General features: G+C 67.2%; 10 protein-coding genes and 2 pseudogenes. 8 read left to right on the forward strand and 4 right to left on the reverse strand.

The window, feature by feature from the left end; genetic code table 11:
- The 3 genes and pseudogenes from ACIRJP_RS40550 to ACIRJP_RS40560 form a co-directional block, all read left to right on the forward strand.
- The coding region (locus tag ACIRJP_RS40550; RefSeq protein ID WP_404185960.1) for a GNAT family N-acetyltransferase at window positions 1-314 on the forward strand (314 nt) is incomplete at its 5' end.
- Window positions 315-378: 64 nt separating this feature from the next.
- Window positions 379-1,434, forward strand: a pseudogene (locus ACIRJP_RS40555) (IS256 family transposase); the annotation flags it as partial.
- Window positions 1,434-1,796, forward strand: coding sequence for a hypothetical protein (locus ACIRJP_RS40560; RefSeq protein WP_404185962.1), 363 nt, complete (start codon window positions 1,434-1,436; stop codon window positions 1,794-1,796). The pseudogene ACIRJP_RS40555 and the gene ACIRJP_RS40560, both read left to right, overlap by 1 nt.
- 252 nt (window positions 1,797-2,048) lie before the next feature.
- Here the strand turns inward: ACIRJP_RS40560 and ACIRJP_RS40565 are convergent.
- A pseudogene (locus tag ACIRJP_RS40565) lies at window positions 2,049-2,153 on the reverse strand (IS5/IS1182 family transposase); the annotation flags it as partial.
- 1,280 nt (window positions 2,154-3,433) lie between these two features.
- Window positions 3,434-4,588 carry a transposase gene (locus ACIRJP_RS40570; RefSeq protein WP_404185964.1) on the reverse strand — a complete coding sequence of 385 codons (1,155 nt, stop codon included), beginning with the start codon at window positions 4,586-4,588 and terminating at the stop codon, window positions 3,434-3,436.
- Between the two features lie 268 nt (window positions 4,589-4,856).
- Here ACIRJP_RS40570 and ACIRJP_RS40575 point away from each other — a divergent pair, with 268 nt between their 5' ends.
- Window positions 4,857-7,085: a WD40 repeat domain-containing protein gene (locus tag ACIRJP_RS40575; protein WP_404185966.1), complete on the forward strand. Its 2,229-nt coding sequence runs from the start codon at window positions 4,857-4,859 to the stop codon at window positions 7,083-7,085.
- Between the two features lie 246 nt (window positions 7,086-7,331).
- Window positions 7,332-8,120 carry a hypothetical protein gene (locus tag ACIRJP_RS40580; RefSeq protein ID WP_404185968.1) on the forward strand — a complete coding sequence of 263 codons (789 nt, stop codon included), beginning with the start codon at window positions 7,332-7,334 and terminating at the stop codon, window positions 8,118-8,120.
- Between the two features lie 202 nt (window positions 8,121-8,322).
- Here the strand turns inward: ACIRJP_RS40580 and ACIRJP_RS40585 are convergent, their stop codons facing one another.
- Window positions 8,323-9,027: a hypothetical protein gene (locus ACIRJP_RS40585; RefSeq protein ID WP_404185970.1), complete on the reverse strand. Its 705-nt coding sequence runs from the start codon at window positions 9,025-9,027 to the stop codon at window positions 8,323-8,325.
- Window positions 9,028-9,559: 532 nt separating this feature from the next.
- Between ACIRJP_RS40585 and ACIRJP_RS40590 the strand changes: the two genes are divergently transcribed.
- Both ACIRJP_RS40590 and ACIRJP_RS40595 read left to right on the forward strand, forming a co-directional pair.
- Complete coding sequence (locus ACIRJP_RS40590) at window positions 9,560-9,796, forward strand: hypothetical protein (RefSeq protein ID WP_404185972.1); 237 nt, start codon at window positions 9,560-9,562, stop codon at window positions 9,794-9,796.
- Between the two features lie 7 nt (window positions 9,797-9,803).
- Entirely contained in the window at window positions 9,804-10,904 is a 1,101-nt protein-coding gene (locus ACIRJP_RS40595; protein ID WP_404185974.1) for a helix-turn-helix domain-containing protein, read from the forward strand.
- 255 nt (window positions 10,905-11,159) lie between these two features.
- On the opposite strand, the gene ACIRJP_RS40600 is transcribed toward ACIRJP_RS40595, so the two are convergent.
- The gene (locus tag ACIRJP_RS40600) at window positions 11,160-11,834 is read right to left on the reverse strand and encodes a hypothetical protein (RefSeq protein WP_404185976.1); all 675 of its coding nucleotides are present in this window, start codon (window positions 11,832-11,834) and stop codon (window positions 11,160-11,162) included.
- Between the two features lie 653 nt (window positions 11,835-12,487).
- Here ACIRJP_RS40600 and ACIRJP_RS40605 point away from each other — a divergent pair.
- Window positions 12,488-12,644 (forward strand): transposase (locus ACIRJP_RS40605; protein ID WP_404185978.1); only part of this gene is annotated, 157 nt, incomplete at its 3' end.

The following is a 12,644-nucleotide window of genomic DNA, read 5'->3' on the forward strand; positions in this document are numbered from 1 at the left end:
CCGAGGCCGCCCCGCAGGCACTGGCCGTGCAGTGCCCGGCCCGGTATCTGGTCGGCTACGTCGAGAACCGTCCGGTCTGCTCCGCCGAGGTGTTCCACCACGCGGGAGTCGCTGGCATCTACAACATCTCCACCCTGGCCGCCCACCGCCGGCGCGGCTACGGCGGCGCCATCACACTCGCGGCCCTCCGTACGGCCCGCGACCGGGACCACCGCATCGCGGTCCTGCAGGCATCAGCCGACGGCGAGCCCGTCTACCGCCGCCTGGGATTCCGCTCCTGTGGCCAGTTCACCGAACACGCCGTCAACCCCTGAACCACCTTTAAGGGCAATACACGCCTCGGTCTCCCAGGTCACCGGAAGGCATCCGAGAGCCTGGGAGGTGACCACGGCCGCCGGGACGGTCGAGGTGCGGGCCCCGCGCGTGAACGATAAGCGCGTCGATGACACGACGGGTGAGCGCAAGCGGTTCTCCTCGGCGATCCTGCCGCCCTGGTGCCGCAAGTCCCCAAAGATCAGTGAGGTGCTGCCGCTGCTCTACCTGCACGGCCTGTCCTCCGGCGACTTCGTGCCCGCGCTGGAGCAGTTTCTCGGATCCTCGGCCGGCCTCTCGCCCGCCACCGTGACGCGGCTGACTGCTCAATGGCAGGCCTACCACACGGCATTCATGGACCGGGAGCTGTCCGCCACGGACTACGTATACGTCTGGGCGGACGGCGTTCACCTGCGCATCCGCCTGGAGGAGGCGAAGGCCGCGGTCCTGGTGCTGATGGGGGTACGCGCGGACGGCACGAAGGAGCTGATCGCGATGACCGACGGATACCGCGAGTCGTCGGAGGCATGGGCGGGCCTGCTGCGGGACTGCGCCCGCCGTGGCATGCGGGCCCCGGTCCTGGCCGTCGGCGACGGCGCTCTCGGCTTCTGGAACGCGCTGAGCGAGGTCTTCCCCGACACCCGCCATCAAAGGTGCTGGGTTCACAAAACCGCCAACGTTTTGGACGCGCTGCCGAAGTCAGCCCAGCCCGCGGCCAAGCGTGCGATCCAGGAGATCTACAACGCCGAGGACAAGGAGCACGCGGCCCGGGCCGTGCGCGACTTCGAACGGGCCTACGGGGCCAAGTACCCCAAGGTCGTCAAGCGGATCACGGACGACGAGGACGAACTCCTGGCGTTATTCGACTTTCCCGCCGAGCACTGGATCCATCTGCGGACCACCAACCCGATCGAGTCGACCTTCGCCACCGTGCGTCTGCGGACCAAGGTCACCAGGGGCGCCGGCTCCCGCGCGGCCGGACTGGCCATGGTCTTCAAGCTAATCGAGTCCGCTCAGGCCCGCTGGCGAGCCGTGAACGCGCCCCAACTCGTTGCCCTTGTCCGGGCCGGAGCCCGCTTCAAACGTGGTCAGCTCGTTGAGCGCGAGGAGCGGGCAGCCTGATGGGCACCCCCAATCCGCTGACCGACGAGGAACTCGCCGTGATCGAGGAGCTTGCCGGTGCTGCGACTCCCGGCCCCTGGCACGTGCGCCAACTGGACGACGACTTTGCCATGAGCCTCGTCGCCATCAGTACTGTCCCCGACACCGGAGCCGACGAACGCTGGCCAGACTTCGACCACCGGCAGATCGTGGCCGCCACCCTGGTTCAGCAGCCACGATATGTCGACGTCGCAGACGAACGCTGGGACGAGAACGCCAACTTCATCGCCAACGCCCGCCAGGACATTCCCCGCCTGATCGCCGAGATCCGACGTCTCCGCCGCCTCCTCGAAGCCAACGGTCAGAAGCCTGAGGAAGGCTGAAGCGCACCACCGATCCACAGGAATTGACAATTACTCCCGCTCACCACCGGGGCCGGAATTCGGGAGCGGTCGCTGTACATGTTCCGGTGATCCTGAGCAACGGCCCGCTCGGCCTCCGGCCGCTGGCCGATGATCGACCGGTGATCAGGACAGCACTCCGTCCACCGTCCACCGTACGCACCATCACCACCCCGGCCCCACCTGCCTGCGCGAGGCAGCTCCCAGAGCTCCAGGAGGGCGGAGCGATGGTGCGGGCGGGAGCTTGCAGCGGCGGTCACCCTCGCGGGTCACGATGAGCATGGTGACCCACTCGACCAGTGCGTGAGACAGGTCGAGTGCGGCAGGATATGGAACCAACGAGGCGCCTGCGCTGATGAGTTGAGACGTCGAACATCTCGCTCAACGGCATGGGTGCCTCGTGCGTTGCGGCCTTCCCGCTGTCCCCCGATCGGTGGCCGCTCTGAGAACGCTCAATGACCCTGGGAAGGAGAACGAGATCACGCGACGCCGTAAATCCTCAGGGGGTAGCATGCCATTATGCGCAGTCACCGGAAAGCAATTCAAAATCCGATCGTCGCGAAACACATGAATAGATTCTTCAAGGGGGTGACGGCACACGAGAGGAAAGATCCCAGCCTGATGGCGAAGGCATATGCGCGGCACTTGTTCCATGAGCGGCGCCGGGAGCTGGTCGATGACAAGAAACTATCTCACTCCCCGTTTTATGTTGGCCTGGGAGTGAGTGAAGGCGGATTTGAACGCCTCGCCAAACGAAGCCTGCTCGTATCCGACACCCTATTGTTAGCGCATCATGGACCAGGGAGTGTGCACGAGCTCGTTCAAATTCCCCCGAGAATTGATCCCATCGAACGCATTTTTGCGCCCAGGAGAAGCACTTCCTTTGACCCTCAGGCTGGAATTACTGTAACCGAATGGCCAGATAGACTCGCTCTGGTGTGCGACAATATTTTCACTTTAGGGCAGTGGCTCACCAATTCCGAGCCCCTGCTCAGATCTGGACTCGTTTGGTATCTACCCAAATACTCGATCCAAAGCGAGCGTAGCGTTATTCACGCAACCCCAGGAGATGTAAGTCGCACCGACAGTCAAGCCAGCCTCGTTCGGACGGCACTCGACTTCTTAGTACGAGACGGAAGAGGCATCGAGGAGGTGGAAGGCTCTGGCAGTGGACCGGTAAAGAGCCGCGTGGTGCGCCCTATTCTCCAGATGGACCTTCCATTCATCGACGGCGTTCCGATGGCTATCGCTAGTCGCATCACGGTCGAGCAATTCGGCTCCTACCGTGCGGCCAAAAGATTCTTGCAGCAAAGCATCGCAGATCTCGATGGAGCCGTTCAGAGTGACCACATGGAGCACGAACTTCGCAAGATCGGGAATCAGCTGGAAGACGAGATCAGACGCGTTCAGTCACAAATGAATATTGCCCGCAGAAAGCGCGCAATATCGGTCACTGGCGCAGTTATTGGAACTGTAGGAGCCGTGCTTGTCGCAGTCTATGGGCCAGCCATGACAGCGGCGCTTCCTCTCATCGGCGCGGCCGGGGCCGGTGGGGTTTGGGAAATCATCCGGAATACCGCAGAGAACAGTCCGAGGACGCTACGCGACGACCAGTGGTATTACATGTGGCTCATGGCGAAGAACAGCAACTCGTACACCATCTGGCGGGGGCGGGTCAGGCCGAGGGTCTGCTTGAAGAAGCGGAATGTGTGTTCGATGTCGAATCTTCTGAGGAAGATCCGCCAGAGGCGGTCGACGTCGTGGGCGGTGGCGTCTGGGTCGCTGTGCCACAGCCACAGCGGTTTGGGGTCGCGGTTGCCGGGCAGGCGCTCGACGGCCAGGTGGACCAACGTTCCCTCGACAAGAGGTAATTCGCCCTCGTGGCTGGCCCAGGAACCACGGCGGTCCGGCTTGGGGTGCATCCGGCCCCAGCAGCGGGCGAGGACCTCGCCGAAGCGGTCGTGGGTGCCGGTCGACTCCTGGACCGGGGCGGGATGGGTGGCGGGGCCGGCGAGGCGGAACTCCGCTCCGTGGCGGGGCGGGCGTCCGGGGTTGGTTCCGCGGCGCTTGCCGGCCGGTGCGTACATCACCCGGTCCGCGCGGATCCGTCCCAGCAGCCGTACCGGCTCCTCGCGCAGTAGCCAGGTCAGACGCACGAGGTCGTATCCGGAGTCCATGACGAACAGGACCGGCGGGTCGCCCGGTTGCCATTGCCCGGCCCGTTCCAGGCGGGCGTGCAGCTCACGGATCTGGGTCGCGGTGACTTCGGTGGGGTCGTCCCCGGGGCCCAGTCGCACCACGTCGAGCGGGCCGGTCCACGAGGAGCGGCCACCACCGAGGGCGGCGGCCATCTGGTAGGGCCAGCCGGGGATGGTCTGGCGCACGCCGTCGCAACGGCACGGGCGGTGGCAGTGCAGGCGTTCGGGCGAGCACTCGGCGTCCGGTCGGGGCCAGGGCGTGACGTCCAGTGCGATGGACAGCTGCCGGTCCGCCCCGCGCGGCAGCTCCAAGCCCGCCAGCGCCACGCGGAGGCGGGACACGTTGATGCGGCCTTGGGCCAGTGCGTCGTACATCGCCCCGTGCCCGCGCCGGTGCACCGCCTCCAGCGTCAGCTCCGGCAGCGAGACCACCGGCCCGTCGGCGCACAGCACCGCGTCCGTCAGCTCGAACAGGGCATCCCCTCGCAGGGTCAGGCACTCGTAGAACTCGCGGCGGAACCGGGACAACCCGGTCAGGGCCTCGACGCGCGCAGCGTCGTCTTGCAGACTGTCCATCACGGCCTTTGGGTTGATCGACTGTCGACTTCAGCGAGGAGACACGATCACGCAAAGGCCGCCCAGCTGTCAGGCGAACGACGAACCCCACCAAGAAATGATCTTGGCCCCGGTACGTCAAACCTGAAGGACTTCCAGGGTCGGCCACCCCAAGGTTCTTCCTGTTCCACGGAAATTGACAACTACTCGGCGATATCAGGGATGCAGCACGCTGCCGTCCCCGGGCCGTTCAAGCAGGCGAATCTGATGAAGACGAAGGAATCCGAGGATGAGTGAGCACGTGAGCGCGTCGGCCGAGGCGGGGCGCGTTCAAGCTGGTGGTTCGTACGAGAAGGGTGGGGCTGGGTTGACCGATCCGGGGTGGTTGGTGAACACCGACCCGGATCGGGTCCTGGTGGCGCTGGACGGTGCGTCGGAGCGGGAGGAGACGCTGGCGGCCGCGGTGTACCGGGAGTCCGCGCACCTGCACCGTGATTCTGGTGCGGGGGCGCGGCGGCAGGTTCTGGCGTTGGACGCGGCGCGCTACGGGGATCGGGGGCTGGCCGCGCGCCTTGCTGCGGTCGATGTGAAGGGTGAGGCCGACGCCGCGTGGAGTGTGGAGTGGGCCACCGGCTCGCAGGTCGAGCCCCGGCTCCGCAACGCCCTCACCGTCCACGACGAAGTGATAGAAGCTGTGGCGACCGGAGCGGTGGAAGGCCGTCCGGTTGCGGTCACCGGCAGCGCAGATGGGAAGGTACGCATATGGGACCTGACGACCTGTAAGCAGCTTGGAGAACCCCTCACCGGTCACAGCGACGGGGTGGAGGCGGTGGCGACGGCGGTGGTGGACGGCCGCTCCGTCGCCATCACCGGCGGTTTGGACGGGACGGTGCGGGTGTGGGACCTGGCCACCGGCGAGCAGGTCGGCGATCCCCTGATCGGCCATGATGCCTCGATGTTCGCGGTGGCGACCGGGGTGGTGGAGGGCCGTCCGGTTGCAGTCGCCGGCAGCGGGGACGGGATGATGTGGGTGTGGGACCTGGCCACCGGACAGCAGGTCGGCGAGCCTCTGATCGGCCATCGCCACGAGGTTCATCGGATAGTGAACACGGTGATTGAGGGCCGCCCTCATATCGTGACCGGCAGCATGGACGGGACAGCCCGCGTATGGGATTTGACCACCCGCAAGCAGGTTGGCGAGCCGCTGGACGATCTGTCTGATACGACGGTCGCGGTGGGGATTGTGTCGGTGGACGGGCGGGACCTCATCCTTACCGGTGGCGCGAGTCCCATGGTGCGGGTGTGGGACCTGGCCAGCCGCCGACAGGTCGACAGGCTCGCGATCGAGCATGTCCCCAGGGTGTGTGCGATGGCTACGACGGTGGTTCATGGCCGCCCTCATGCCATCACCGTCGACTTCACGGGGACGATAAGAGTGTGGGACTTGAGCAGCGACCGGCAGGTTGGTACGCCTGCCGTCGGCCACACCGACAACGTGTACGCGATGGCGACCGCCGTGCTGGACGGACGCTCGGTCGTCGTTACCGGCGGGGGGGACAAGACCGTGCGGATATGGGACTTGGACACCGGCCGACAGGTCGGCGATCCCCTGACCGGCCACACCGGCCCGGTGTGGGCGGTGGCGACCACCGTGCTGGACGATCGTCCGGTTGCTGTCACCAGCAGCGGCCAGCACCGCATAGAAATGCGCGTTTGGGATCTGACCGTCGGCCGGGAGATCGGCGAACCCATCATCAATCGCAGGGATCCGAAGCCGGCGGTGCCACTCTCCATAAGTTGGCCTGAGTCGGAATTCGCCGATCTTCCCAACTGGGTTGTGGATATGCGCGCGGTAGCGGCTGTGGTGATCGACGGCCGCCCCCATATCGTGACCGGCGGTCGTGATGCCAAGGTGCGGGTGTGGGACCTGACTACCCGCGAACAGGTCTGCGAGGCCCTGACCGGGCACACCTACGGGGTGGAGGCGGTGGCGACGGCGGTGGTGGACGGCCGCCCGGTCGCTGTCACCGGCAGCCGGGATGCGACGGTGCGAATATGGGACCTGACGGTCTGTAAGCAGCTTGGAGAACCCCTCACCGGTCACAGCGACGGGGTGGAGGCGGTGGCGACGGCGGTGGTGGACGGCCGCTCCGTCGCTGTCACCGGCGGCCGGGACGGGACAGTGCGGGTGTGGGACCTGACTACCCGTGAACAGGTCAGTGAGGCCCTGACCGGCCACACCCACCCGGTGCGGGCGGTGGCGACGGCGGTGGTGGATGGTCGCGCGGTCGCCGTCACCGGCAGCGGCCTCACCAGCTTTACCGACCTGGGCTTCGTCAGTTGGACAGGCATCGATGCTGAACCGGTCGGGACGGTGAGGGTGTGGGACCTGGGCACCATGCAGCAGATCCGGTCAGATGCGGTTACCCCTCTGGGCGTCGTGGCGGTTGACATGACGTCGGACGGTCGGCTGGCCGTAGCCTTTGGCCATGAGGTCGCAGTGCTGGCCCGGCGTTGAAACGCGTCCCATCGGCATGAAGGCCTTCCCCTGTCGCGTTGAGCGCTCCGGCTGGCCAGTGAGCATCTCAGTTGGCCGCTCCATGCTCAGCGGCCTGTTGAGGTCGGCTTGTCTTCGTTCCCTCGCGTTTCCGGCTGCCGCATTCCCCAGTGCCGCCGTGCCTTGATCTTGCTTCGGTCCCAGCCCCAAGTACCGGCCCGACAGCCGATCTTGTGGAGTCGGCAGACCGGCTGCTTGACTTCCCCCATGGCTAAAGGAGCAGACACGTTCGGCGACCTCGGCCCGGTGGTCAGCCGGCACGCGGTGGACCACCGGAAGCGATGGGTGAACGCAGGCTGCGCACTGCTTATAGCCATCCCGTCCGGCTGGCTGGGCGTGTGGGGCTGGTCGGCAACCGGCGAGGGGTCGGCCGGCAGCAACAAGGCGATCGGTCTGCTGCTCGGCCTTGGGCTGGGCGCCATTGCGATCGCGGCGACCCAGATCGCGCGGGCCCTGCGCGGGGAGCGCGGCGAGTATTTCGAGGTTCGCCAGGGCGGCCTGGTTCATGGATCCCAGCGGGGCGCTGCGGGCTGGCCCTGGAACCGCGTCACCTCGCTTCACGTCGACGGCGACGCGGTGAACGGCCTCGCGACCCGACTCGGCAACGGCTACCGCATTGAGATCGAACTCGACGACGGCACCCGGCTGCGGGCTGACGGGCTCACCGAACGCGCCGGCGACCTGGGACGCGCCCTGCTGACACAGTGCCCGCACGTCGCTCTGAAACCGCGGGTCCCCTGGTACGGCCGGGCGGGCAGTTGGCCGCTGGCAGGGGCTGCGGGCTGCGCGGCAGCGATCCCCGCGATGATCTTCTACATCGCGGACCACCCGGACAAGGAACACCGGACCTACTCCGGTCAGGGCATGACCATAGTGAGCACCGAACCGGGCATCAGCGAGGCCGGCATCGCCTTCCTGACCATCGGCATGCTGGTGTGCGCCATCACCGCAATCACCCTCGTCATTGCCTACGTGCGCGGCAGGGCGTATCGCTGAACCGCTTGGTGCACAGCACCACCTCCTCGCGGTTACCCGGGAGCCGCCGGAGGAACTCTGCTGCGGCTGCACACAGGGCGTGCGATGAGGGCTGTCTCGTGCGGACAAGGCAGCGCGGCCACCTGTGACGCTCAGAATGGCCAGCTGAAGCACTCAGTCACACGCGCGCCGGTTCGGGGTTTTAGGCATACCTGCCGACGGGTCAGCCGGCGGCGGCCTTCTCGTCTGCCAGCTTCTTTCTGGCCTGCTGGTACTCCTCGTACGTCACGGCGTGCAGCGCCTCGATCCGGGCGAGCGTCTCCACCGTGTCGTCCTGCTTCATCGGGCTGTCGATGAACCTGAGCAGCAGCTCCACCATGGCGTGGCTCTTCCAGTGCCGCAGTTCCGCCTCGTTCAGCAGCTCCGGGCCGCCGGCCATCATGAGGTCGACCAGCCGTTCCCGGGCCCGCCACTCGCGGCGCCGACGCCACCAGCCCCCGCCCGGCCGGTTCAGGTCCTGCAGCTTGCGGATCTGGTCCACCATGGCCCGGATCTGCGCCTCTTGCCCGGGTGTCCATGCCTGCCCAGAGCCGTCCGCGAGCGCCTGGACGGCCTCTTCGGCGGCCTTGTCGCCGTCGCTCGTCCCGTTGCCGCTCAGCTGCTCCACGGCCTTCCTGAGCGCCGCTTCCGCCGCGCTTGCGTCGTCGTGTTCGGACACGTTCTCCTCTTCTCCTCCGGAAACGCGCAGCATGCCCGCCGCGCGGCGCTCCGGGCAATCGACGGCCTGGTCTACTGCGGCCTCCGCCTCCCCCGGGGCGGTGCCCGTACGGCGGGAACCACGGCGGATGACGTCCGGCAGCCGGCGGGAGGCGGCGGCCGGGATGAAGAACAGCCCGACCATGCCGAGCTCGGTCACGGTGGCGCTCAACAGGCCCACGACACCGACGGGTCGTCGACCGAGGCCACCCCGCAGAACACCGAGAAGGCGGCTTGGTGTTGTGGAGAGGGGCGCGTCCGGCGGGGATGCGCCCCTCTCGTGGGCGCCGCGCTGGAACGCGGTGAGCCCGGTCCCTGTTTCATGGTGCAGCCACGACGCCAGGGGGGCCTCGGCAGCCAGTGCCGGGGCGGCGTTGTAGGGACGATGGCACCTGGTGCCCCGCTTCGGCAATGGCGTCTGGACGAAAATGAATGAAAAACGCGGTTTCATTTCCCTGACCTGCGGTTTCCGGGGCGCCGGGGTGATATTCGGCCACCCATTCGCCATCCCCCGGCGGTGAACCCCTGGACGCGCGGGCATCAACCCCTCCGCCCGGATGGCAACGCATTGTGATGGTCGGGTCACTGGTGAGAGGATCAACGCCGTCGGCGGTCCGACCTGGAAGTCGCCGCCGACAGTTCAAGGTGCAGCCAACTCATCCCGCCCACAAGGGGCGTGATACGACATCAGGCAGGTATCAGGCATGCGTTCACTCTCCCCTCAGCCGGCCCAGTCGGCACCCGGCAGCCCTTCGCAGGGAGCCCTGACGACGAAGGAACTGGTCCTCGTGATCGTGGTCGTCGTGGTGGCGGGGGCCCTCGCGGCCCTCGGGATGCCAGTGTTCGGCGCCCTCGAGTTCATCACCGGTGCCCTCTACGTCGCCGTCCGGTCCGTCAGGGCCATGCGCGCGGCGGGCGCGCCGCCGCTCGAGGCCGTCTGACGGTCCCATGGGACGGCGTGAGAACGCCGTTGCCGCCGACACCCGGCAGTCCGAAGCGCTCGCGCTGTGGCTACGCGCCCAGCGCGAGCGCCAAGGTCTCACCTACGCGGCAATGGCCAAACTGACCGATCACGAGTTCACCGCTTCGGCGCTGTCGCGCGGCGCCGGCGGCAAGGTGCCCTCCCGCCGCCTGGTGCTCGCCTACGCGACCGCGTGCGGGGCGGACACCAGGGAAGCAATACGGTTATGGAAGGCCGCGCGCAGGGCCGGAGAAGAACGTCGGCGCCGCGCGGGAATCTCTCCGGAGTTCCGGGACCTGGCCGTCTCGCTCCGCTCGGTGATGACCCACCCCGACCTCATCGACAGCTTCGCCAAGCTGCACGACGTCATGGTCGAAATGCGGGCCAGGGAAGGCCAGCCCTCCCTGAGCGACCTGCAGACAGCGGCGGGACGAACTCCCGACGGCAAGCGGCACCGGCTGCCCAAGAGCAGCCTCAGCGTCATCCTCAGGGGCGAGGCCGTTCCCTCCCGCGCCCACCTCACCGCGTTCATGGAAGCCCTGAACGTCTCCCCGAACAACGTGCGGCGCTGGCAGAAGGTGTGGGACCGCCTCGCGGACAGCACCCCCCGAAGACCGTCCGTGTCCCTCACGATCAAAGTGGTGGACGCCCCGCCGGCCGAAGAACCCCACGGACCATCCACCCCACCCGGCATCAGCACCACAGACCTCGACTTCCTCCGCGGCCAGATCCTCCTGGAGACCGTCCTCCCCGCCGGATCCGGCGTACTCCAAGGCCCCCAGCGCCCGTGCCCCCCGGCCGGCACCACCCGCTCCGGCCTGCCCATCAGAACACCACGCCGCTACGCCCTCACGCCCCAGCCGCGGGTACCGCCCGGCTCCCGTACGGCCCGGCACATCACGCTGCTGCCCCAGGAGATCCCCCTCAGCCGCCCCGTGGTCACCAGGGGCTTGCTTCCGCTCGTCACCGAGGACCGCCCGGTGGAGACCACCGCGCCGCCGGCTCCCCGCGGGCGGATAGGGCGCACGGTCGACCGCTGGCTCCGCAAGAAGTCACGACAGGACCACACCCACTGGCCGAACTACTGAAAAGACAGGCAAAGGGCCTGCGCCAGGCCGACGTCGGCGGTGGTGGTTGTGACGTTGCGCGATAGTTGGCGGCTTTGCACGGTGGTTGGCGGGTACGGCCAAAGTGATCACACGACCTGCTGTGACTCAGCACGCCAACTGTCGTGTCAGCACGTCATCTGTCGCCCCAGACGCGCTTGTCGGAGCCGGCGTCGAGGGCGGCAGATAGGTGTGGGTTCCCAAGAATCCTCGCCCCGATGGCTGGCGGCCCTGTGCTCAGGAGTCCTGGACGAGCAGCCTGCCCTGGGCGCCGTCCTCGGACACGAAGGCGAACACCCTCGGCGACGCGCCGAGGTTGAGGTGGAACGGCACCCAGTTCGAGTCCAACTGCAGCAGCAGCCGCCAGGGGCCGCCGTCCGGCCAATCGTCGCCTTGGAAGAACAGCGGTGTTCCGCCGATCTTGTCGCCGTCGATCCGCTCGACGTAGCCGTCCCGGTCGGCAGAGGGCAGGGCTTCGAGTTCCGCATCCGTCATGGAATCGGGCTCGTCGACCGGGCAGAGGTCGACGGTGAACTCCACCGCCGACCCGTCGCGGCCGTAGAGTCCGGGTCCGGTCGCCAGTGGGCGCACCGGGCCGGTGTAGTCCCCGCCCGGCTGCACGATGACAGCGTTCTCGCCGCCGTCGGGGTCGATGACGTCGGGGTCGAAGAAGTCGGCCTCGTCGTGATCGGCGTGGGTCACGAAGACGTAGGCCATCTTCCCCTGGCCGGCCGCTCCGAGTACCGGGCCCAACTCGATCTGGGCGACGAACCGCATCGGCCGGTCCCATGCCGCGCTCATCGGCCACTGCGGGCCTGTCAGCCACACGGGCTGGCCGCCGAACTTGGTGGCCGGCGTGGCGACCGGCTTGCCGGCCACGGAGAAGCCCTCGATGCGCAGTGATCTCACCATGCCCGGCATTCTGCCAGCGATGGCGGACATCACTGCCACGGGTCGCCTCCTTCGCCACCGCGGCCACTGCCTTGCCAGGATCTGCACCCCCCGGTGATCACCAGTCGTCAGATATCTCGCTGATTCAGCGCCAGATGTCGTGCTGACCCGACCGAGAAACCGCACGTCGAGTAGCACCGTTAGCGACAAGTAGCCTACTGAGTCATGAGCAGCAGGGGGAGACGGGCAGACAGACAGAGGATGTCGGACGGCGCTGGGGAGGCGGCCCAATGAGTGCCTCCCACCGGACAGTCAAACCAATCTCCTGGTGGTGGACAGTTCTCGGGGCCGCGGTGGTGACCGCGGCCATCTCCATTTCCATGTGGGCGCTACTGGCTCAGACCCACGGCTTGCGAGGTGAAGCCAAAGCCCAGGCACGTCTCGATGCGATCAAGACCGCGCTCACCGTCGGTGCTGGCACTGGCGGGGCTGCTGCTCTCCTCGTCAGCCTGCGACGCCAGTGGCTGAGCGAGCACGAGCAGAGCCACCGAGAAGCCGTTGACGCACTACTGAGGTTTTCGTGTTGTCGTCGGGGAGTGACGGTTGGGCCCTGACCCCGGATTTTGGACACCGGAGACACTTGGATCTTGATGGTCCAGGAGAACGGAGTCCCTGTGGGGATGAAGCACTACCCCGCCGAGTTCAAGGCGGACGCGGTCACGTTGTACCGGTCGAGGCCGGGAGCGACGATCAAGTCCGTCGCCGGTGATCTCGGGGTGAACACCGAGACACTGCGGAACTGGATCCGGGCCGCCGACGGGCGTCGCCCTG

It is taken from the genome of Streptomyces sp. NPDC102437 (assembly GCF_044765565.1).
Lineage (GTDB): Bacteria > Actinomycetota > Actinomycetes > Streptomycetales > Streptomycetaceae > Streptomyces.

Excerpts from the sequence above, each read along its gene's own strand:
- ACIRJP_RS40600 (WP_404185976.1), bottom strand. The coding sequence starts at position 11,834 with ATGGTGAGATCACTGCGCATCGAGGGCTTCTCCGTGGCCGGCAAGCCG.
- ACIRJP_RS40570 (WP_404185964.1), bottom strand. The coding sequence starts at position 4,588 with ATGGACAGTCTGCAAGACGACGCTGCGCGCGTCGAGGCCCTGACCGGG.
- ACIRJP_RS40595 (WP_404185974.1), top strand. The coding sequence starts at position 9,804 with ATGGGACGGCGTGAGAACGCCGTTGCCGCCGACACCCGGCAGTCCGAA.
- ACIRJP_RS40575 (WP_404185966.1), top strand. The coding sequence starts at position 4,857 with ATGAGTGAGCACGTGAGCGCGTCGGCCGAGGCGGGGCGCGTTCAAGCT.
- ACIRJP_RS40590 (WP_404185972.1), top strand. The coding sequence starts at position 9,560 with ATGCGTTCACTCTCCCCTCAGCCGGCCCAGTCGGCACCCGGCAGCCCT.
- ACIRJP_RS40560 (WP_404185962.1), top strand. The coding sequence starts at position 1,434 with ATGGGCACCCCCAATCCGCTGACCGACGAGGAACTCGCCGTGATCGAG.
- ACIRJP_RS40580 (WP_404185968.1), top strand. The coding sequence starts at position 7,332 with ATGGCTAAAGGAGCAGACACGTTCGGCGACCTCGGCCCGGTGGTCAGC.